Raw genomic sequence first — 21439 nt, forward strand, 5'->3', positions numbered from 1 at the left:
TTTGCTATTTTGTTTAATGTTAATTATTAGCACAAATTTACTGGCAAACGATTATGAATTCAGATCGGAGGGTGGTCATATTGTGCCAATGAATCTGTCTAATATTGCGATAAAAAGTGAAAAACTTCATTTTAAACTGGAAAACAAAAAAACAAAAGATGGAATGACGGATTATGAAATGGTGGTAACTGTTAGATTTGTGTTTGATAGTCCAGATTCAGGAGAAAAATATATTGGATTTATTACGCCTGAAGGTGGAAATGATGAATGGGATGAAAGAGATCATTTCAAAGATTTTAAGACTTCTGTTAACGGAAAAAATGTGAATACAACAGCATATAGATTGACAGATTTTATTCCAAAAGACGTAAAACAGCTCGATGAAGTGAAAAAGTATTTTAAGGAATACGATATACAAAAAGCAAAACAGGAAGCTGAATACTATAAAAAAAGTTATGTTTATTACTTTAAGGCAAATTTTAAAAAAGGTGAAAATGTAGTTGAGCATAGCTACCAATATGACGGAAGTAGCGGTGTTGGGTATACGGATTTTAACTATATTTGGTCGACTATTTCAAAATGGAAAAATCAAAAAGTTGATGATTTTGAGGTGATTGTTGAGCCAGGAAATGCTCTAATTGCAATACCTGAAATAAAAATGAAAAATGGAAAAGTGATAAACTGGAAATTAGTCGGAGAAGGAAACATGGATTATGGATACAAAGATTATTACAATAAAGATGGACAATATAGAACTCTTTATGCAAAATTAAAAAGTGGATATCTGTATTTCAAAACAAAAAATTTCAAACCTAAAGATGAATTTAGCTTAGTAGAAATAATACACTTAAATGGTAATTACATTTTTCCTGAAAAAACTGAGAAGAATTTAAAATTTAAAGACAGCTTAACACAGAAAGTCTACAGTGTAAAATTTTTAACAGCGGATGAATTAAAGAAAATTACTGACAAAGATTTAAAGATAATGAGAAACTATTTTTATGCGGTGGCAGGTTATGATTTTTCAGATAAAAAATTAAAAGATTATTTTTCAAAATTTTTATGGTATGTACCGATTGGAAAAGACGTAGAATTGAATGAATATGAATTTGAAATTATTAAGAATGTGAATAAGGTTATAAATGATAGGAAAAATGAAAAATAGAGTGGTTTCAAACAATATTTTGATTTTTTATTATAAACTCTTTTAGCAAGGGGTCAAGACCCCTTGTCAGTAAATAAATAAAAAAGTTTATATTTTAATATAAGTTAGTATCAGTACTATTAAAGTAGAAAAAGATTACAAGGATTAATTGTAGTCTTTTTGTTATAGTATAAGAAAAATAAAGTAGGAGAAGTGAGGTAAAGTGGAAAAAAATTTAGAGAGAAAAACCATAAAAGATTGGATAAAATATATTCAAAATGAAATTCATAAAAGTAAAAATTATGATGAATATGAACACGTATTTGTAGAATATCGAGATTATTTGGAGAAATGTTTACTGGAAAATCCAAAAAGTGTAGAAAATGTTTGCCAACTAGCTGCGACTTATAATGAACTATGGTATGAATGGCAAAAAATTTATAAATTGTTGAATGATTTTATTAAAAAGTATGGAAATGAATTGACGAATAGAGAAAAATCACGAATTTATACGAATTTAGGATTTTACTATGATGAGGATAGGGAAGGGAGTAAAAGAGCTATTCGAGCATTGAGAAAAGCTGTAGATTTTGATCCGAATAATTTTAAGGCATATTATGGGCTTGGAGCAAATTATTATGGGGCAAAGAAATATGAGAAATCGGAAGAAATGTATAAAAGGGCCTGTGAATTGAAGGATAATCCAATTTATAAGTTTGAATATGCGAATTTGCTGATGATTAATGGAAAATATAAAGAGGCAAAAATAATTTTGGAAGAATTAATAAAAAAAGATTTTGAGTTTGGAAAAGAGGATTTTGCTAAGATAAAATATAGTTATATTGCAAATAAAATTCAATTAAAGGAATTTGAAAATATTGAGGATGAAATTAATGAATTAATGTTGGAAACTGCTAATAATGATGATTTTTTTGTGGAAGAATTTGCAGAGCTATATTATTTGGTGGGAAGTTATGAGAAAAGCCGAAAAATTTATTCAAAGTTAAAAATACAAGATTATCAATTTCCAGCTTGGTGGCTGAGATTCTATTTTTATTCTCTAAAGCAGTTAAATGAAATAGAAAAATTACAAGAAAATTTTAAAATAGTTTTGAAGATTAAAGATGAAGAAGTAGAGAGCATTAAAAATGGAGAATTTTTAACAGAATGTACGAAATCGTATAAAAAAGAAGAAATTAAGGAGATAAGACGACAAGCAAAGCGATTGAAGGCGGAGTATGAGAAAATTTTGAAAACGGATTATAAACCAGAAGTAAAAATTTATCCTAAATTTTTATATGACTGTTTTTTGATAGATTGTCCACGACATCAAAAATTAGATTAAATTATTCTCACTATTTTTATAAAAAACTATTTTATCAAATTAAATTGTCCATAAAAGTTTTATACCATTCATAAACTTTTGACAGAGTAAAATAGTTAGGGGTAAATAAAAAATCTTATTTTAAGTTTTTCATTCGATCCAGAAAGTTACTAAAATAATTTTTTCTTTTTTAAGCAGAAGTGCTCATCGCCGCACCCCTGCACCCCGGCTAGTCTTCGACATTTTTATGCACTGCCAAAAAACTCGCTTACGCTCAGACAGTTTTGTCAGCACATAAAAATGCTCCGACGGTTTAAATTTTACTATTATACAAAAGGTGTCGTGATTTTTTTGGAGTAAAGACGACTGTTTGAGCACGTTTAGTGCGAGTTTCGGCTTTGCTTCAAAAAAATGCTTAGACGAGCGTGGGGATTATAAGGGGAAATGGCGGTCCTTTCCCCTTATGTAAAAAAATAAAAAAATAATATTAAACAAAATAACATCTTGTAATCAAAAATAAGCTAAAAAATTTGAAATTAAAAAATCTGCCCCTAAAATTTTTAAACCATTCATAAACTTTTAAAAATTTGCAGATTTGCTATATTTAGTGTATAATGTAATATGTGAATTTAATATTTAGAAAAAAAGGAGGAATTAAATGAAACTTGACATGATTCAAACGATAGGTCTATCGGTTATTTTACTGCTTATTGGGATGAAATTGAGAAAAAAAGTACCATTTTTTGAGAAGTATTGTATACCCTCTCCAGTTATTGGTGGATTTCTATTTTCAATCATCTCTTTTATTTTGCGTCAGACGAGAATTGTAGAAATTAGTTTTGATGACACACTTCAAAAATTTTTTATGATAATGTTTTTTACAAGTGTAGGATTTAACGCAAGTTTAAAATTGTTAAAAAAAGGTGGAAAAAAGGTACTTATATTTTTATTCGTAGCAATTGGACTTTGTATATTACAAAATGTCGTACCAATACTACTTTCAGGATTAGTTGGTCTAAAACCACTGCTTGCACTTATGACAGGTTCTGTAGCAATGACAGGAGGACACGGTACCTCAGCGGCAGTTGCGCCTGAAATAGAAAATTTGGGTTATACAGGAGCAAAAGCGATAGCAATAGCCTCAGCAACGTATGGACTTATCGCTGGTTCAATGATGGGTGGTCCAATTGCAAGTCGCCTTATCAAAAAACACAACTTACTTCCTAAAAATGTGATAAAAGGAAACTCTGATGACGATATAGATGAAGAAGTATTAAAAAAACAACGACCGTATCTTGATGGTGAAAGATTTTCAATGGCATTTTTTTACATTTTGATTGCTATGGGAATTGGTTCGTATTTATCACTTTTTATAACTCATTTGCTTCCGGCGATGAAATTTCCAGTTTACATAGGACCTATGATTATTGCTGCAATAATTAGAAATATATCTGACAATGTGGAATCACTTCATGCTCCAACAAAAGAAATTAGTATCTTGGAAGATATTTCTCTAAGTTTATTTCTAGCTATGGCATTGATGTCGTTAAAATTATGGGATTTGATAGATTTAGCAGGACCAGTAATTGTACTTTTATTGGCTCAAACTTTACTTATGTACCTGTACTTAAATTTTGTAACATTCAAAACTATGGGTTCAAACTACGACGCGGCTGTAATTGTTTCAGGGCATTGTGGATTTGGAATGGGAGCAACACCTAACGGAATTTCAAACATGAAAGCAATCACAGAAAAATATACTTATTCAAAAATAGCATTTTTTGTAATTCCAATAGTCGGTTCACTTTTTATAGATTTTGCTAATATAAGTGTAATCACTTTCTTTGAGGTTACATTAAAAAGGCTGGCTATGTAATTGATTTTGACAAGGTTTCTTACTGAAACCTTTTTTTATAGCAAATTTTTTCAAAAAATGATATAATTATTAAAAATATAATTAAGGAGCAAAAATATTGAAATCAGGATTCATAACGATTGTAGGGCGACCAAATGTTGGAAAATCCACACTTACAAATAAACTTGTAAATGAAAAAGTGGCAATTGTTTCAGATAAGGCTGGAACGACGAGAGATCAAATAAAAGGAATTGTAAATATAAATGAAAATCAGTTTATCTTTGTCGACACCCCAGGAATTCACAAACCAAAGCATCTTTTAGGAGAACATATGACAAATATCGCAATAGAAGCGCTGGAAAATGTCGACTTAATAATGTTTATGCTGGATGGGACTAAAGAAATCTCAACTGGAGATATGTTTGTAAATGAGCATATAAGAGCGGTAAATACACCAATTGTAGCGATTATCAACAAGATTGACAAAATGACAGACACTGAAATTGAAGAAAAAATAGTGGAAATTAAAGAAAAACTGGGAGATTTTGACGAAATAATTACACTTACTGCGGAATACGGAATTGGAGTTCACAAAATATTTGATGTGGCAAAAAATTATTTGTCGGGCGATATGTGGTTTTATCCCGAAGATTATTATACAGATTTGCCTGTGAACAAAATTGTTGTAGAAACAATAAGAGAAAAAATTCTTCATCATACAAAAGATGAAATTCCACATAGTGTAGCAGTTGAAATAATAAATGTTGAGACAAAACCGACGATAAGAAAATATGATGTAAACATCTATGTAGAGCGAGATAGCCAAAAAGGAATTATTATTGGAAAAGACGGTGCTTTACTAAAAAAAATTGGAATAGAAGCAAGAAAAGAAATAGAGCATCTCATCGATTTAAAAGTGAATTTGAAACTTTGGGTAAAAGTTAAGAAAAAATGGAGAAAAAACAGTAAATTTCTTGATGAATTGGGATATAGCTCAAAAAAGAAAAAATAAAAGGAGAAAAATAAAAAATGGAAGATATTATAAAAAAAATTAATGAATTTACTAAAATTTCAAGAGAACGGGAACTTACCGACGAAGAAAAAATGGAAAGAGAAAAATATAGAAAAATTTATATTGAAAAAGTCAAGAATTCGATGAGAGGACATCTTGACAGCATAAAAATCGTGCGAGTTGACGATAATGGAAATCCTATTGATAAAGATGGAAAAATCATTGAACCAGACGCATAAAAAGATTATTTGATGATTCCGCCTTCTTAAAAAAATTATTTATAAATTTAAAATAAAAAAAATAGATTAAAACGAGAGGATAAAATATGAAATACGAATTAGTGCTTTTTGATATGGATGGAACTCTTCTTGATACTTCGAATTCCATTGCGATGACTGTAAATAGTACGATGAAAGAATTGAGACTTAAAACGTACTCTGTAAACGATTGCGTAAAATTTGCAGGTGGCGGTGTCACTGGACTTACCAAAAATATTTTGGAAAAAGAAAAATGTGATATTGACAAGGAGTTATTTTCTAAAACAATTAGAAAATACTACAATATTTACTTTGACTACAAAGTTAAGCCTTACAAAGAAATTCCTAAAATACTCGATTTTTTGGAGGAAAATAAAATAAAAAAAGGGATTATTACGAATAAAGATCATAATACTGCACTTTCCGTGGCAAAAGAAAAACTTGATAAGTGGGAATTTTGTGAAATAATTGGCTCTGACGAGAAGAAATACCCAAATAAGCCAAATCCATACAATGTTGACAGACTTTCTAAAAAATTTGACATTCCGAAAGAAAAAATTTTATTTGTGGGAGATATGCTCGTCGATGTAAATACGGCAAAAAATGCAAAAATTGATATTGCCTATTGCAAATGGGGATTTGGAGTTATAAAAGGAGAAATGGGAATTGATGAAAGTTGTAAAATTGAAACGGCCGATGATATTATTAAAAAAATAAAAGCGGAATAAAATATAAAACTCTTTTTATCTAACTTTAAAAATAAAAAGAGATAAATAAATTTAAAATAGATGGATAAAAGATGGATTTAAAAAAAGAAAATTTAGAAAATAAAAATTATAAAGATTTGAGAAAATTTGAAAATACAAAATATTTTGGATATTTATTTTTTGTCAAATATGATGGAAAAAAATTTGATTCTTTTGACGAAAATCCGAATAAAAGAAGCGTAAAACTGGAATTTAAAAATCTTCTTTTAAAAAATGGAATTAAAAATTTTTCTTCAGTTCAACAGGCTGGAAGAACAGATGCTTTTGTTAGTGCAAAAGAAAATGTTTTGTATTTGAATCTTAAAAAAATTTTGGATTTTTCACAATTAAAAATAAAAAAAGTGAATGGACTTGAAATAAAAGAAATAAAAAAGACAGTTCCATTTTTAGAATTTCCTGAAATGGTTAAAAAAAGGCACTATATTTATGAATATCCAGAAAAACTTATTAAAAATTACGACAAAAAAATTGAATTGATTTGTGAGAAAGTTTCTGGAAAAAAAGATTTTTCAGAATTTACAAATAAAAAAGGGAAACAATTAAAAGAAAAAATAAGAGAAATTTTTGTTTCGTACAAAAATAAAAAATTATATTTTTCTGGAAATAAATTTTTGCCACAGCAGGTGAGAATTATGAGCAATTTTATTTTGAACGATAAAAAAAGTACTCTTTCTGGAAAATATCTGACACTTGAAAAAGTTGAATTTTCAGATGAGATGAAAAGACTGATTTTTGAAAAAGTTGAAAAGTTTGAAGATTTATTTTGTAAAAAAAATTATTTTGATAAAAACGAATTTGAAGAACTTGAAAAAATTCAAAAAATTGAAAAAAATGCTTATTTTACAGTGCTTTTTGTAAAAAATAAAGACAAAGGGCAATTTATTGGAAAAAAGGGGAAAAATATAAAAAAACTCAAAAAAATGATTGGAAATGTTGTTGTAAAAGAGTTGTGATAAATTTCAAAAAAGGTGTGATAAAATGAATATAATAAAAAAATTTTATGATTATTATTTTCCCAAAATTAATAAAGCTTATATGACTGAGATGACAAAAATTCTTGACGAAAAAGAAAAAAGAATCTTTCTAGAAATGTCTAAATATGACAAATTTCATTCTTTGGAAGTACTAAAAAAAATAAAAAAAACTGAGTTAAAAAATGAAACAGAATATTTGAAACTAGCACTTTTGCACGACTGCGGAAAAGGAAAGGCTTCTTTTTTTAAAAGGGTTTTGCACAAGTTTGGATTTCACACAAAACTTCAAAATCATCCTAAAATCGGAGCAAAAAAATTGGAAAACATAGATAAGGAATTGTCAGTTTTGATTGAGAATCACCACAACAAAAATTATTCACAAAAGATGAAAATTTTTCAAAAATGCGATGACGAAAGTTAGAATTTCAAAATTTTACTAAAAATTACTGAGAAAGGAAAAAATTTGGAAAATCAAAAAGAAAAAATATTTATTTCAAGTGAAAAAGCTGGAACTCGAATTGATAAATTTCTTGCCGAAAAATTGGATTTAACAAGAACAAGAATCCAAAATCTCATAAAAGATCAAAACATTTTGGTAAATGGGAAAACGACGAAAGCTTCTTATAAAATCGAAGAAAACGACGAAATTGAAATGAAAATTCCAAAGCTGGAAGAAATTGAAATTAATCCAGAAAATATTGAAATTAATATAGTTTACGAAGATGAAGATCTGGCAATTATAAATAAAAACGCTGGAATGGTTGTTCATCCAGCTCACGGACATAACAGCGGAACACTTGTAAATGCAATTATGTATCACATTAAAGATTTATCGGGAATTAACGGCAAAATCAGACCTGGAATTGTCCACAGACTTGACAAAGACACGAGCGGACTTATAATTATCGCCAAAAATGACAAATCACATTTAAAATTGTCAAATATGTTTTCTACAAAAGAAATAAAAAAAACATATCTCACAATTGTAAAAGGAAAATTAAATAAAAAAAGTGGGCGAATTGTAACAAATATTGGACGAAATAAATTAGATAGAAAAAAAATGGCAGTTGTCGATGCACCAAATGGAAAAAATGCGATTACAAACTTTGAAGTTTTAGCGCAAAACGAGAGATTTTCATTTGTAAAAGTGAATATTGAAACTGGAAGAACGCATCAAATCAGAGTTCATATGAAATATTTGGGATTTCCAATTTTGGGAGATTCAACTTATGGAAGAAGTGATTCTGAAAAAAGACAGATGTTACACTCTTACAAACTTGAATTTAATCATCCAACTTCAAATGAAAAAATGACGATTTTTGGCGAATTGCCACAGGATTTTAAAAAAGCACTTAAAAAATGTGGATTTGAAGATTTTGAAAAAATTATAGAAGGTTAAATTATGAAAAAAGAAAAAACAGAAAAGAATGCAAAGAGAGAAAAAATTATAAAAGAAGATTTTGAAAAACAAGATTTAAAAAAATTTGACGAAAGTTTTAGAAAAATTGTGCTTGGAGTTGATGAAGCTGGAAGAGGACCTCTGGCTGGACCTGTAGTGGCAAGTGCAGTAATTATAAAAAATGATTTTGATGAAATTATGGAAATTAACGATTCTAAAAAGTTAACTGAAAAAAAAAGAGAAAGACTGTACAAAGCAATAATTTCAAATTGTGTTGTCGGAGTTGGAATTGCTTCAGAGACAGAAATTGACGAAATAAATATATTAAATGCGACATTTCTTGCTATGCGTCGTGCTATTGACAAAGTTAAAAAAATAGCAGATTTTGACATTGTGCTTGTTGACGGGAATCACAAAATAAGAAAGTTTTCTGGAGAACAGGAATGTATCGTAAAAGGGGACGCAACATCATTGGCAATTGCTGCTGCTTCAATTGTAGCTAAAGTTACAAGAGATAAAATGATGTGTGAAATTGCTAAAGAATTTCCCGAATATGGATTTGAAAAGCATAAAGGTTATGGGACAAAAGCTCACAGAGAAATTTTATTTAAAATTGGGGCATGTAAATATCATAGAAAAACGTTTTTGAAAAAAATTCTTGGTAACTAACAAATAAAAAATCAAGACATTTTACTATCTTGATTTTTTTTACTATCTATTTTTATTTTTCTATTTTTCTTCCAAAACTTGCCATTTATTGTCTGAACCTTTTTTAAATTTAACTGTGGAAGTTGCTAAATTTACTTTTGGTGTTTTTGATAAATAGTCGTATTCTAATTTTATGTAAGCGTCTATATCAAGCTCTATTTCATCTTTACTGTCGTCAATTTTTAGGATATATTTTTTAGCATTATCTCCCAAATATTTGTTTAAAGCATTTTCATCGTAACCTTTTATCAAAAATACAACTTCTCCGTCATTTCCTTTTTCATTAACTTTGTAAACAGAAACTACATATGGTTCCAAAAGCATTGTTGTAGCATCCTCCCACTGTTTTTTTATTGTTGGGTTATTTGACTTTGAAACATATTTATCTATGTCTGGATTTATCGACTTTGACATCTCTCTGGAACTATAATTTGCAATTTCCTGTAATACTTTTGCATAATCCTGCGCTGCAGTATTTAACGAGTCATATTTTTTTACAACTTCTTTATTTGACGCCGCAGGTGCTGAAAAAGAATTGGACATAATTCCGAATTGTCCCAATACAAATAGTCCCATTGCTATTTTTTTTAATTTTAACATTAAATTTCCTCCCGATTGACAAAATTGAACTTTTTCTTTTGTCTTTGTAATACTTTTTATTATTTTTTATTTCTGTCATTTTTTTATTCGACAACACATTATAATACAAAACAAAATTATTTACAACAATTTTTTTGACCAAGGACAGAGTAAAATAGTTAGGGGTAAATAAAAAATCTTATTTTAAGTTTTTCATTCAATCCAGAAAGTTACTAAAATATTTTTTTCTTTTTTAAGCAGAAGTGCTCATCGCCGCACCCCTGCACCCCGGCTAGTCTTCGACATTTTTATGCACTGACAAAAAACTCGCACTAATCGTGCTCAAACAGTTTTGTCAGCACATAAAAATGCTCCGACGGTTTAAATTTTACTACCATATAAAAGTGTCGTGATTTTTTTGGAGTAAAGACGACTGTTTGAACGAAGTGAGTTTCGGCTTTACTTCAAAAAAATTCTTAGACGAGCGTGGGGATTATAAGGGGAAATGGCGGTCCTTTCCCCTTATGTAAAAAAATAATATTAAACAAAATAACATCTTGTAATCAAGAATAACCTAAAAAATTTGAAATTAAAAAATCTGCCCCTAAAATTTTTAAACCATCTTTGACCAAGGAGTTAATTTTTAAAATAATGTTTTTATTTTAAAATTTTTCAATTATCGTTTTAATAAAAATCTACTTTTCTTCAATTTCGTCTAAAACATCAAATCCTTGTGATTTTAGTGCTTCAACCAATTTATTGTGTGGATTTTCATAAATTCTTACAATCATTTCTTTGTAAGAAGGTAATTGTGAAGTATTATTTTCTTTTCTCCAAGCGACCATATCTTTTTCGTGTTCTTCCACTCCTTCTTCCACTTTTTTAGCGTCATATTTATCAAAAAATACAAACGAGTCAAATGGCACTCTAGGTTTTAATCTTGAAAGCGGTCTATCTTTAGGTACTCCAATTGCTGCTCCAACTATAGGAATTACATATTTTGGAAGTCCAAGCATTTTGGAAAATTCTTTTAATGAGCTTCTTATAGCTCCAATCACAGTCATTCCATATCCCAAAGCATTTGCAGCCGTTTCTATAGCATTTACCATTATTCCTGCATCAACAGCTCCCACGACAACTCCATCCGCTGTCTTAGGCCCAATATTTCTTTTTCCAACAGAATTTGCAGCGTATGTAGAACGGTAAAAGTCCGCTAATACAAATATAAAAGCATCACATTCTTCGATATGTTTTTGATTGTGAGATAATTCTGAGATTTTTTTCAATTTATCTTTATCTCTTACGACAATCAATGAAATTTGCTGTCCATTTACTGAATTTGCAGCTCTTTGCGCAGTTTTTAAAATTAATTCTAAATCTTCATCTTTAATTTTTCCCCCTGTAAATTCTCTCACAGAACGTCTATTTTGTAATAATTTTATTGTTTCATTCATTTTTAACACATCCTTTATATTTTCTTATTTTTCAAGGCTGATTATATCATATTATATTTTGATTATCAATATTTTTAATTTTTAAAGACAGAGTAAAATAGTTAGGGGTAAATAAAAAATCTTATTTTAAGTTTTTCATTTAATCCAGAAAGTTACTAAAATATTTTTTTCTTTTTTAAGCAGAAGTGCTCATCGCCGCACCCCTGCACCCCGGCTAGTCTTCGACATTTTTGTGCACTGCCAAAAAACTCGCTTACGCTCAGACAGTTTTGTCAGCACATAAAAATGCTCCGACGGTTTAAATTTTACTATTATACAAAAGGTGTCGTGATTTTTTTGGAGTAAAGACGACTGTTTGAGCACGTTTAGTGCGAGTTTCGGCTTTGCTTCAAAAAAATTCTTAGACGAGCGTGGGGATTATAAGGGGAAATGGCGGTCCTTTCCCCTTATGTAAAAAAATAAAAAACTATACTAAATTAAAATAACATCTTGTAATCAAAAATAAGCTAAAAAATTTGAAATTAAAAAATCTGCCCCTAAAATTTTTAAACCATCAATTTTTAAAAAATAGCAGAACTCCAAAAATTCTGCTACCTTTATATTTTTTTCAAATTAATGAGATTTCGCTTCTTCGTATAATTTTACATATTCTTTAGCTGATTTATCCCAAGAAAAATCTAATTCCATATTTCTTTTGACCAATTTTTTCCAAACATCTGGTCTGTCGTAATAAATTCCTTCAGCTACTTTTATTGTGAACAGCATATCGTCCGCATTGAAATTTGTAAATGAAAAACCGTTTCCTTCGTCTGTAAATACGTTATAAGGTTGAACAGTATCTTTTAACCCACCTGTTTCACGTACAATTGGAACAGTTCCAAAACGCATCGCTATCATTTGGCTAAGCCCACACGGTTCATATCTTGAAGGCATCAAGAACATATCGCTTCCCGCATAAATTTCGTTAGCAAGTTCTGCATTGTAACCCAAATAAACTTTAAATTTATTAGGATATTTCCAAGCCAAATAATTGTAATAATCTTCGTAAAATCTATCTCCACTACCCAAAATTATAATTTGAACAGCATCATACTGCAAAAGATTTTCAAGTGCTGCACTTACCAAATCCAACCCTTTTCCTTCAACAAGTCTGGAAATTATTGAAATCACTGCATCATCTGATTTTGGAAGCCCTAATTTTTCTTGCAATTTATATTTATTTTCTTTTTTCTTGTCAAGATGATCTTTGTCAAAAGGAATTACTCCTTTTGTATTTCTAGGATCAAATACATTGACATCAATTCCATTCAAAATTCCATAAATTTTCTTGTGATTTGTAATCCATTCAAGTCCTTCGCTGAAATAAGGATATTTTATTTCTTCAGCATAAGTCGGACTAACTGTATTTACAACATCCCCAGATCCAATTCCTATTTCCATAAAATTCAAGTCATTTCTGTCATTCATATAATATCCCATTCTCTCAAAAGACCGTTTAGAAAATCTTCCTTGATACATCAAATTATGAATTGAATAAACTGTTCTTATATCCCAATAAAATGGATCGTAATTGTATCTCACGTTCAAAAAATACGGAACAGGTCCTGTTTGCCAGTCATTACAATGTAAAATATCTGGCTGCAAATTTATTTCTTTTAAAAATCTAAGTGCTAATTCGGAAAACATTGCGTATTGAATATCTTCGTCATAATCCCCGTAAACTCTTCCACGCTCGTATAGAGCCTTATTTTCAATAAAATAATAGTTAATTTTGTCATCTGGATATCTGACTAAATTGAAAATATCCCCATGACTTTCAAGTCTTGCCACCCATTCCAGCTTTTCTAAAAATTTTAGTGGAATTTTATCATATTTTGGCATTATTATTGAAACCTCGTGTCCCAATTCCTGCATTTTTTTTGGTAGCGCACCCATCACATCTGCAAGACCACCAGATTTGTAAAATGGAGCTACCTCTGATGCTAAATAAACTATTTTCAAATTAAACCACTCCTTTGCTCTTTTATAAAGAAATCGGGGAAAGCCCCGAAATCTTTTTTACATTTTTATCTTACTGTTTCTCCAGTTTCAATAGTTCTGTTATACGGATCAACTCTTACACCACTAAGTATTCTTACATTTTTACCGATGATTGAACCATCAGGTATATGAACACCTTTTCCTATAACAGTAATTCCTGAATATAATAAATCAGGTCTTTCTTTGTTAGGAATATCAGCGTTTCCATTTCCTACAAATGAATTTTTCCCGATATATGTATTTTTATCTGCAATTATAGTATCTAAGTGAGAATTTTCATCTATATAAGTTCCTGAGAAAATTATGCTATTTCTAACTGTCGCTCCTTTTCTCACTGTAACACCTGGTCCTAATACTGAATTTTGAACGCTTCCTTCAATTTTACATCCATCACAGATCAATGAATTTTGAACATTTCCACTTAATCCTATTCTAACTGGTGCTAAGTCTTCACTTCTAGTGTAAATTTTCCAATCTTTGTCGTATAAGTTAATTCCAACTTCTTCAGATTTTTTAATCAAATCCAAGTTTGCGTCAAGGTATGAGTCATAAGTTCCTACATCTTTCCAGTAACTGTCGTAAGTATGAACATAAACTTTTCTATCATTTTGAATCATTGCAGGAATTACGTGCATTCCAAAATCTAAATCGTCATTTGGAAGACCTTCAAGATATTCTAATAAAGTATCAGTGTTAAAAATATAAATTCCCATTGAAGCTAAATTACTCTTTGGTTCAGCAGGTTTTTCCTCAAAACTAATAATTTTTTTATTTTTGTCCACTTCAAAAATTCCAAATCTACTTGCTTCTTCCATTGGCACAGGTTGAACTGCAATCGTAAGTTCAGCGCCATTTTCTATGTGTTCTTTTAACATCCATTTATAGTTCATTTTATAAATATGATCTCCTGATAAGATTAACACATATTTTGGATTTTTATTTCTGATAAATTCTATATTTTGTCTAATTGCGTCAGCTGTCCCTCTGTACCAAGAGTTTCCGCTAAGTTTTTCATGTGGCTGTAACATTGTGATGCTTGTATCTCTTCTATCAAAATCCCATGGTTTTCCCGAACCGATGTGTTCATTTAATGATAACGGCAAATATTGAGTAAGAAGCGCAACTTCATAAATTCCTGAATTTGAACAGTTACTAAGTGCAAAATCTATAATTCTAAATTTCCCAGCAAATGGAACACTAGGTTTAACTCTTTTTTCCGATAAGATGTCAAGTCTAGACCCTCTTCCACCAGCTAATATCATAGCTAACATTTTCATATTTATTACCTCCATTTTTATCTTACACTAAAGTATACCCCCATTTTTGAAAAAATCAAATAGTATTTTCAAATTTTTTTATATTTTTATCATAAAATTTTAGATTTACAAAAATTTTAACAAAAATTCGCTATTTTTTACAAAAAAAGCCTTTAGTTTTAGCTAAAGACTTTTTTTAATCGTATATTTTGTGAAATATTATTTTTTAGAAGTATTTTCAAAATTACTGACTATTTATGTTTTTTATAAGCTCTTATTCTATTTGGAAGTGAGAATAATTTTATAAATCCTTCTGCATCTTTATGGCTGTATAGCTCACTTGCTCCAAATGATGAGATTCCTTCGTCGTAAAGTGCGTAGTCGGTAAATCTTCCAGCAATTTTTACACTTCCTTTGTATAATTTTAATCTTATTGTTCCATTTACATTTTTTGAAGTTTCCTCAACAAAGGCGTCAAGCCCCTCACGAAGCGGTGTAAACCATTGTCCAGCGTAAGTTAAATCAGCATATTTTCTTGAAACTAATTTTTTAAATTCAAATGTATCTTTGTCAAAAATCAATGTTTCCAAATCTTTTAATGCTTCCATAAGAAGTGTTCCACCTGGAGTTTCGTAAATTCCACGAGATTTCATTCCAACAAGTCTGTTTTCAACGATGTCGATTACTCCAACTCCATTTTCTCCTGCAATTTTATTTAATTTTCTAAGTAAGTCAACTGGTTCCAAAACTTCGCCATCAACTTTAACTGGCCAACCTTTCTCGAAAGTTATTTCCACATAAGTTGGTTTATCTGGCGCTTTTTCAGGTGGCGTTGTCATCACATAGACAATATCTTCCTTGTGTTCGTTTTCAAGTCCTTCAATATCCCCACCTTCGTGTGAAATATGCCATAAATTTTGGTCTCTTGAATAGATTTTTTCCTTTGTTACATTAATTTTTATGTCAAATCTTTGAGCATAGTCAATTGCATCTTCTCTTGATGAGATGTCCCAAATTCTCCATGGAGCTATAATTTGAATTGTTGGATCTAATGAAAATACACCAGTTTCAAATCTTACCTGATCATTTCCTTTTCCTGTACATCCGTGACAAATGTATTTTGCTCCTTCCTTATGTGCAACTTCCACAAGTACCTTTGAGATTAGCGGTCTTGCAAACGATGTCCCAAGTAAATATTTATTTTCATAGACCGCTCCTGCTCTTAGTGCACGAAACGCGTAATCTTTTACAAATTCTGCTTTTTTATCTTCCACATAAACTTTAGAAGCTCCTGATTCAATCGCTTTTTGTTTTACAGCACTCATATCTTCGTCTTGTCCCACATCTACACAACAAGCGATTACTTCTAAATCATAGTTATTTTTTAACCAAGGTATAATAATTGACGTATCTAATCCACCTGAATAGGCTAATACTACTTTTTCTTTTGCCATTTTTGATCTCCTTATAATTTTTTTGATAAGTAAAATTTATCATATTTGTAAGTTAAAGTCAACAACATATCACGAATTTCACAAAAATTTATTGCTTTTTTTCATTTTTTTGTGCTAAAATTATATAATAAAAAAATTAATGAAAGAAGGTTAAAAAATATGGAAAATAAAACAAAAAAATTAAAAAATATTTTAAAAAAATTAAATATCGATGGACTTTTTATTACGGATATGTACAATCTTAGATATTTTACGGGATTTACTGGAACTACAGGAGTTGCACTCGTTACAAAAGAAGAAAATTACTTTTTTTCAGATTTTAGATACAAAAAGCAAGCGACTGAGCAAGTTACAAAAATGGGATTTGAATTTGTAGAAAGTAGAACTTTGATCGTTTCAGCTGGAGAGCTTGTAAAAAAATTGGATTTAAAAAATGTGGGATTTGAAGACAACAATGTTTCGTTTGCACTTTATCAGGCAATAAAAGAAAATTTTAGCTCAAAACTTACTCCTGTAGGAAATGAGTTAATTTTACAAAGAATGAAAAAATCTGAAAAAGAGATTGAAACTATTAAAAAAGCCATTGAAATAAGTGATGCTGCTTTTTCTGAAGTGTTAAAAGAAATTAAAGAAGGTGTGTCTGAAAAAGAAATAGCAGCATATCTGGAATACATTCAAAGAAAATTAGGAGCAGAAAACAGATCGTTTGACACCATCATTGCAAGTGGACTAAGATCTGCTATGCCACACGGAGTCGCAAGTGATAAAAAGATTCAAAAGGAAGAATTTATCACAATGGACTTTGGAGCATATTACGACGGCTATGTTTCTGACATCACAAGAACGGTTTACTATGGACAAAATATTACGGATAAACATAAAGAAATTTACAACACAGTTTTAGCTGGACACCTTCTTGGAATCAAGACAATAAAATCAGGGATGTACACAGATGAAGTTGACAAAGCTGTGAGAGATTTTTTTAAAAGCAAAAATTTAGGAGAATATTTTGGGCATGGATTGGGACACGGAATAGGTCTTGAAATTCATGAAATGCCGTATTTATCGAAATCTCAGCACTTAAAACTTGAAGAAAATATGATAGTAACTGTTGAGCCAGGACTTTATTTTGATGGATTCGGTGGAGTTAGAATCGAAGATGATGTCGTTGTGACTAAAAATGGATGTGAAGTTTTGAATAAAAGTCCAAAAGAATTGATTATTATAGAATAATTTTTAGCAATAAAAATACAAAAAAATGAAATAATGTGGTATAATGTACGAAACAGAACTAAATAGAAGGAGAAAAAATACAAAATAGAAATGAGTAAAATTAAAAATATTGCAATTATTGCACACGTTGACCATGGAAAAACTACGCTCGTGGACGCACTTTTAAAACAGGCGGGAACATTCGGAGAACATGAAAAAGTTGATGAAAGAGTGATGGATAGCAACGATTTAGAAAAAGAGAGAGGAATTACAATTTTTTCTAAAAACGCTTCATTTCATTACCAAGGATATAAAATAAATATTGTTGATACACCGGGACATGCTGATTTTGGTGGGGAAGTACAAAGAATACTAAAAATGGTTGATTCTGTTCTGCTTTTGGTGGACGCTTTTGAAGGAGTTATGCCGCAGACTAAATATGTACTAAAACAGGCACTAGAACACGGACTAAGACCAATTGTAGTCGTAAATAAAATTGACAGACCAAATTCTGACCCTGACGCTGTCGTGGATTCAGTATTTGATTTATTTGTTGAACTTGGAGCAAACGATATTCAGCTAGATTTTCCTGTTGTTTACGCTTCAGCCAAAAATGGGTATGCTAAAATTGAGTTAGAAGATGAAAATAAAGATATGAAACCACTTTATGACATGATTATGCAGCACGTTGAAGATCCTGAAGGAGATGCTTCTGAACCGCTTCAAATGTTAATCACTAATACAGAATACGACGAATATGTTGGAAAACTTGGGACTGGAAGAATTTATAACGGAAAAATTTCTAAAAACGAAGAAGTTACTCTTATCAAAAGAAACGGAGATTTGGTAAGCGGAAAAATTTCTAAAATTTACGGATATGATGGACTTAAAAAAATTGAAATGGAAGAAGCACTAGCTGGGGATATTGTTACGATTGCGGGAATTGATAAAATTGATATAGGAGAAACTGTTGCAGCCAAGGAAAATCCTAAACCACTTCCGCTAATTGACATTGATGAGCCAACACTTGCTATGACCTTTTTAGTAAATGATTCACCTTTTGCTGGAAAAGATGGAAAATTTGTAACTTCCAGAAATATTTTAGAAAGACTTCAAAAAGAAGTTAACCACAATGTAAGTATGCGGCTTGAAATGACAGATTCACCTGATGCATTTATCGTAAAAGGTAGAGGTGAATTGCAATTATCTATTTTATTAGAAAATATGAGAAGAGAAGGTTATGAAGTAGCTGTGTCAAAACCAGAAGTTATTTACAAAGAAGAAAATGGTAAAAAAATGGAGCCAATTGAACTTGCCATAATTGATGTTGCTGACGAATTTGTCGGAGTCGTTATTGAAAAACTTGGCCTTCGTAAAGGAGAAATGGTAAATATGAATCAAGGGACTGATGGTTATACAAGACTTGAATTTAAAGTACCATCAAGAGGACTTATCGGATTCACAAACGAATTTTTGACTGAAACAAGAGGAACTGGAATCTTAAACCATTCATTCTTTGACTACGAACCTTTCAAAGGAGAAGTTACAAATAGACATCGAGGAGTTTTAATAGCGATGGAGCCTGGAACAAGTTTAGGTTATGCGCTAAATAATCTTCAAGCAAGAGGTACGCTATTTATCGGACCTGGTGTGGAAGTATACGAAGGAATGATAGTTGGAGAGCATTCAAGAGAAAATGACTTAGTCGTAAATGTCTGCAAAGGTAAAAAGCTTACAAATATGAGAGCTGCAGGAAGTGATGATGCTGTAAAACTGGCACCTCCAAAAGAATTTACCCTAGAATTAGCACTTGAATACATTGAAGCTGACGAACTTGTAGAAATTACACCTAATTCAATAAGACTTAGAAAAAAATATTTAAAAGCTAACGACAGAAAAAAAATTGAAAATGGGACAACAAGCAGAGTGTAAAAATATTTTAAATCTATAAAAAATTTACATAAAAAAAGAGAATAGAAAAATTATTCTCTTTTTTATTTTTTTATTTTAATACTTCCAAAATATCCTCAACAATTTGCTCTTTTGTAAGTCTATTGTTTTCAAAAAATACATCGTAAGGAATTTCATCTGTAAATTCTTTTTTAGCACCCACATTAAGCACTTTCATGTCAGAAGCTCCATAGAAACTAGAGATTTTTGCTCCAAATCCTCCTTCTTTTTGTCCGCTTTCCAATGTAACTACCAATTTGTGATTTTCTTTTAATTCATTTAACAAATTTTCATCGATACCACTTATGAATCTGGGATTTATCAATGTCGCATCAATTCCAGCTTTTTCTTTCAGCAATTCCTTCACTTCTTTACCTAACGAAAAAAATTCTCCCAATCCAACAATCGCCACATCATTTCCTTTTTCCACAACTTTGTAGCTATTCCAATTAGAATAATCTTTATCCACATCAATTCCAGAATGTTGAACTGCTCCACCAGGCACTTTTATAAATACTGGATTTTCATTTTGATCAATCGCCCATTCAAGCATTGCCAAATATTCTTCCTTCGTAGTTGGTGCCAAATACACGATATTCGGTATATTTGAAATCATCGGTATGTCAAAATATCCTAAATGTGTTACATCATTCATACCTTTCAATGTTCCACCAAATACTAAAGTAACCGTTGGCGCTTTATTTATCGCAATATCATGTGAAATTTGGTCATAAGTTCTTTGAACAAAAGTACTAATTACCCCAAATACTGGTTTTGCACCATTTGTAGCCATTCCTGACGAAAAAGTAGTCGCATGTTCTTCGGCAATCCCAACGTCAACATATTGTTTTCTCAATTTATCCAATTTTTCTCTTCTATCTTTTGTAAACCCAAACCCCATCGGAACAGCGGCATTAATAAAGCAAACCCTCGGATCTTTTTTCATTTTTTCAATCATAAAGTCAAAAGTAATATCACCAAAATTTTCTTTTGATTCAGGTTTTGTTTTAGGCTCGCCTGTTTCAGGCACAAAGTTTGAATTATAATGCCAAGTTTCTCTATCTTTTTCAGCATATGAAAGCCCTTTCCCTTTAGTTGTATGAATATGTAAAACTATCGGATGATTAATATTTTTAACTTCTTCAAACACTTCGATTAGTTTATTAATGTCATGTCCATTGGCTACATATCTGTAATCAAGTCCAAGTGCACAAAAATAATTATTTTTCGCTTTTCCTTTTGTATCTCTCAACTCTTTTAAATTTTTGTAAAGTCCTCCGTGATTTTCAGCAATCGACTGCTCATTGTCATTTACGATTATAATCAAGTTTCCACCTTGTTCAGCTGCATTGTTTAATCCTTCAAAAGCTAGTCCTCCACTTAGAGAACCATCTCCAATCACAGCAATTATATTTTCATCACGTCCCTTTAGATCTCTTGCTTTTGCAAGTCCTGCTGCAAGACTTATAGAAGTTGAAGTATGTCCCACTCTAAAAAAGTCGTGTTCACTTTCATCTTGGTCAGTGTATCCATTTACAGTGCTAAATTTATCTTCATACAAAAATCCATCTTTTCTTCCAGTTAAAATTTTATGTGTATAAGCCTGATGCGACACATCATATACTATTTTATCAATCGGAGAATTAAACACATAATGAAGAGCAATTGTCAGTTCAACCATTCCAAAATTAGACCCCACATGCCCTCCTTTTGGATAATTACTGACTCTATTTAACAAAGCTTTTCTCACGTCTGAAGCTAATTTTACCAATTCTTCCCTATTTAATCTTTTCACATCTTTCGGTTCGTTTATTTTCTCTAATATCATTTTTTTTAATTCCTTTCATATTTAAAATTTGCTTATGCAAATTATTATACATCAAAAATAACTTTAAGTCTAATACTTTTTTAAATTGGAGAAGTAAAATATTTAGCGATAAATAAAAACTTCTATTTTAAGCTATAAAGTTACTAAAATAATTTTTTTAAGCAGAAACTCTCATCACCGCGCCCGCACCCCAGCTAGTCTTCATCAGTTTTATGAATTAGGATTA

Annotated in this window: 18 protein-coding genes; 12 read left to right on the top strand and 6 right to left on the bottom strand. The window is 30.4% G+C overall.

What is annotated here, in order from left to right; translation table 11 throughout:
* Positions 1 to 88: 88 nt before the first annotated feature.
* From AXF11_RS01860 to AXF11_RS01905, 10 genes are all read left to right on the top strand, one after another.
* Positions 89 to 1165: a YARHG domain-containing protein gene (locus tag AXF11_RS01860; protein WP_231724778.1), complete on the top strand. Its 1077-nt coding sequence runs from the start codon at positions 89 to 91 to the stop codon at positions 1163 to 1165.
* Between the two features lie 202 nt (positions 1166 to 1367).
* On the top strand, positions 1368 to 2489 hold the full coding sequence (locus AXF11_RS01865) for a hypothetical protein (RefSeq protein WP_068154411.1): 1122 nt from the start codon (positions 1368 to 1370) through the stop codon (positions 2487 to 2489).
* Positions 2490 to 3126: 637 nt separating this feature from the next.
* A complete protein-coding gene (gene gltS, locus AXF11_RS01870; protein WP_068154413.1) occupies positions 3127 to 4344 on the top strand; it encodes a sodium/glutamate symporter in 1218 nt (405 codons plus the stop codon).
* A gap of 97 nt (positions 4345 to 4441) precedes the next feature.
* Positions 4442 to 5335, top strand: a complete 894-nt coding sequence (era, locus tag AXF11_RS01875) for a GTPase Era (RefSeq protein ID WP_068154415.1) — start codon at positions 4442 to 4444, stop codon at positions 5333 to 5335.
* A 17-nt stretch (positions 5336 to 5352) separates the two neighbouring features.
* Positions 5353 to 5574 carry a DUF896 domain-containing protein gene (locus AXF11_RS01880; protein ID WP_068154416.1) on the top strand — a complete coding sequence of 74 codons (222 nt, stop codon included), beginning with the start codon at positions 5353 to 5355 and terminating at the stop codon, positions 5572 to 5574.
* Between the two features lie 86 nt (positions 5575 to 5660).
* Positions 5661 to 6320 (top strand): HAD family hydrolase, encoded by a 660-nt coding sequence (locus tag AXF11_RS01885; RefSeq protein WP_068154418.1) that lies wholly within the window; start codon positions 5661 to 5663, stop codon positions 6318 to 6320.
* A 71-nt stretch (positions 6321 to 6391) separates the two neighbouring features.
* Positions 6392 to 7312, top strand: coding sequence for a pseudouridylate synthase (locus AXF11_RS01890; RefSeq protein WP_068154419.1), 921 nt, complete (start codon positions 6392 to 6394; stop codon positions 7310 to 7312).
* Positions 7313 to 7337: 25 nt separating this feature from the next.
* The gene (locus AXF11_RS01895) at positions 7338 to 7754 is read left to right on the top strand and encodes an HD domain-containing protein (RefSeq protein WP_068154421.1); all 417 of its coding nucleotides are present in this window, start codon (positions 7338 to 7340) and stop codon (positions 7752 to 7754) included.
* Between the two features lie 42 nt (positions 7755 to 7796).
* On the top strand, positions 7797 to 8732 hold the full coding sequence (locus tag AXF11_RS01900) for an RluA family pseudouridine synthase (protein ID WP_068154423.1): 936 nt from the start codon (positions 7797 to 7799) through the stop codon (positions 8730 to 8732).
* A gap of 3 nt (positions 8733 to 8735) precedes the next feature.
* Positions 8736 to 9401, top strand: a complete 666-nt coding sequence (locus AXF11_RS01905; protein WP_068154425.1) for a ribonuclease HII — start codon at positions 8736 to 8738, stop codon at positions 9399 to 9401.
* A 60-nt stretch (positions 9402 to 9461) separates the two neighbouring features.
* On the opposite strand, the gene AXF11_RS01910 is transcribed toward AXF11_RS01905, so the two are convergent.
* From AXF11_RS01910 to AXF11_RS01930, 5 genes are all read right to left on the bottom strand, one after another.
* Positions 9462 to 10040: a hypothetical protein gene (locus AXF11_RS01910; RefSeq protein ID WP_068154427.1), complete on the bottom strand. Its 579-nt coding sequence runs from the start codon at positions 10038 to 10040 to the stop codon at positions 9462 to 9464.
* A gap of 674 nt (positions 10041 to 10714) precedes the next feature.
* Complete coding sequence (locus tag AXF11_RS01915) at positions 10715 to 11473, bottom strand: nitroreductase family protein (protein WP_068154429.1); 759 nt, start codon at positions 11471 to 11473, stop codon at positions 10715 to 10717.
* A gap of 612 nt (positions 11474 to 12085) precedes the next feature.
* Entirely contained in the window at positions 12086 to 13474 is a 1389-nt protein-coding gene (locus AXF11_RS01920) for a glycogen synthase (protein ID WP_068154430.1), read from the bottom strand.
* Between the two features lie 65 nt (positions 13475 to 13539).
* Positions 13540 to 14790, bottom strand: a complete 1251-nt coding sequence (locus tag AXF11_RS01925; protein WP_068154432.1) for a glucose-1-phosphate adenylyltransferase — start codon at positions 14788 to 14790, stop codon at positions 13540 to 13542.
* A 230-nt stretch (positions 14791 to 15020) separates the two neighbouring features.
* A complete protein-coding gene (locus AXF11_RS01930) occupies positions 15021 to 16223 on the bottom strand; it encodes an argininosuccinate synthase (RefSeq protein WP_068154434.1) in 1203 nt (400 codons plus the stop codon).
* 159 nt (positions 16224 to 16382) lie between these two features.
* Between AXF11_RS01930 and AXF11_RS01935 the strand changes: the two genes are divergently transcribed.
* Positions 16383 to 17456, top strand: coding sequence for a M24 family metallopeptidase (locus AXF11_RS01935; RefSeq protein WP_068154436.1), 1074 nt, complete (start codon positions 16383 to 16385; stop codon positions 17454 to 17456).
* A gap of 90 nt (positions 17457 to 17546) precedes the next feature.
* A complete protein-coding gene (gene typA / locus AXF11_RS01940; RefSeq protein ID WP_068154438.1) occupies positions 17547 to 19367 on the top strand; it encodes a translational GTPase TypA in 1821 nt (606 codons plus the stop codon).
* A 70-nt stretch (positions 19368 to 19437) separates the two neighbouring features.
* Here the strand turns inward: typA and AXF11_RS01945 are convergent, their stop codons facing one another.
* Entirely contained in the window at positions 19438 to 21213 is a 1776-nt protein-coding gene (locus tag AXF11_RS01945) for a 1-deoxy-D-xylulose-5-phosphate synthase (RefSeq protein WP_068154440.1), read from the bottom strand.
* Positions 21214 to 21439 lie beyond the last annotated feature (226 nt).

The sequence above is a fragment of the Leptotrichia sp. oral taxon 847 genome, assembly GCF_001553645.1.
GTDB lineage: Bacteria > Fusobacteriota > Fusobacteriia > Fusobacteriales > Leptotrichiaceae > Leptotrichia.

Excerpts from the sequence above, each read along its gene's own strand:
- AXF11_RS01915 (WP_068154429.1), bottom strand. The coding sequence starts at position 11,473 with ATGAATGAAACAATAAAATTATTACAAAATAGACGTTCTGTGAGAGAA.
- AXF11_RS01905 (WP_068154425.1), top strand. The coding sequence starts at position 8,736 with ATGAAAAAAGAAAAAACAGAAAAGAATGCAAAGAGAGAAAAAATTATA.
- AXF11_RS01910 (WP_068154427.1), bottom strand. The coding sequence starts at position 10,040 with ATGTTAAAATTAAAAAAAATAGCAATGGGACTATTTGTATTGGGACAA.
- AXF11_RS01890 (WP_068154419.1), top strand. The coding sequence starts at position 6,392 with ATGGATTTAAAAAAAGAAAATTTAGAAAATAAAAATTATAAAGATTTG.
- AXF11_RS01945 (WP_068154440.1), bottom strand. The coding sequence starts at position 21,213 with ATGATATTAGAGAAAATAAACGAACCGAAAGATGTGAAAAGATTAAAT.
- AXF11_RS01885 (WP_068154418.1), top strand. The coding sequence starts at position 5,661 with ATGAAATACGAATTAGTGCTTTTTGATATGGATGGAACTCTTCTTGAT.
- AXF11_RS01925 (WP_068154432.1), bottom strand. The coding sequence starts at position 14,790 with ATGAAAATGTTAGCTATGATATTAGCTGGTGGAAGAGGGTCTAGACTT.
- AXF11_RS01880 (WP_068154416.1), top strand. The coding sequence starts at position 5,353 with ATGGAAGATATTATAAAAAAAATTAATGAATTTACTAAAATTTCAAGA.
- AXF11_RS01860 (WP_231724778.1), top strand. The coding sequence starts at position 89 with ATGAATCTGTCTAATATTGCGATAAAAAGTGAAAAACTTCATTTTAAA.
- AXF11_RS01895 (WP_068154421.1), top strand. The coding sequence starts at position 7,338 with ATGAATATAATAAAAAAATTTTATGATTATTATTTTCCCAAAATTAAT.
- typA (WP_068154438.1), top strand. The coding sequence starts at position 17,547 with ATGAGTAAAATTAAAAATATTGCAATTATTGCACACGTTGACCATGGA.
- gltS (WP_068154413.1), top strand. The coding sequence starts at position 3,127 with ATGAAACTTGACATGATTCAAACGATAGGTCTATCGGTTATTTTACTG.
- AXF11_RS01935 (WP_068154436.1), top strand. The coding sequence starts at position 16,383 with ATGGAAAATAAAACAAAAAAATTAAAAAATATTTTAAAAAAATTAAAT.
- AXF11_RS01930 (WP_068154434.1), bottom strand. The coding sequence starts at position 16,223 with ATGGCAAAAGAAAAAGTAGTATTAGCCTATTCAGGTGGATTAGATACG.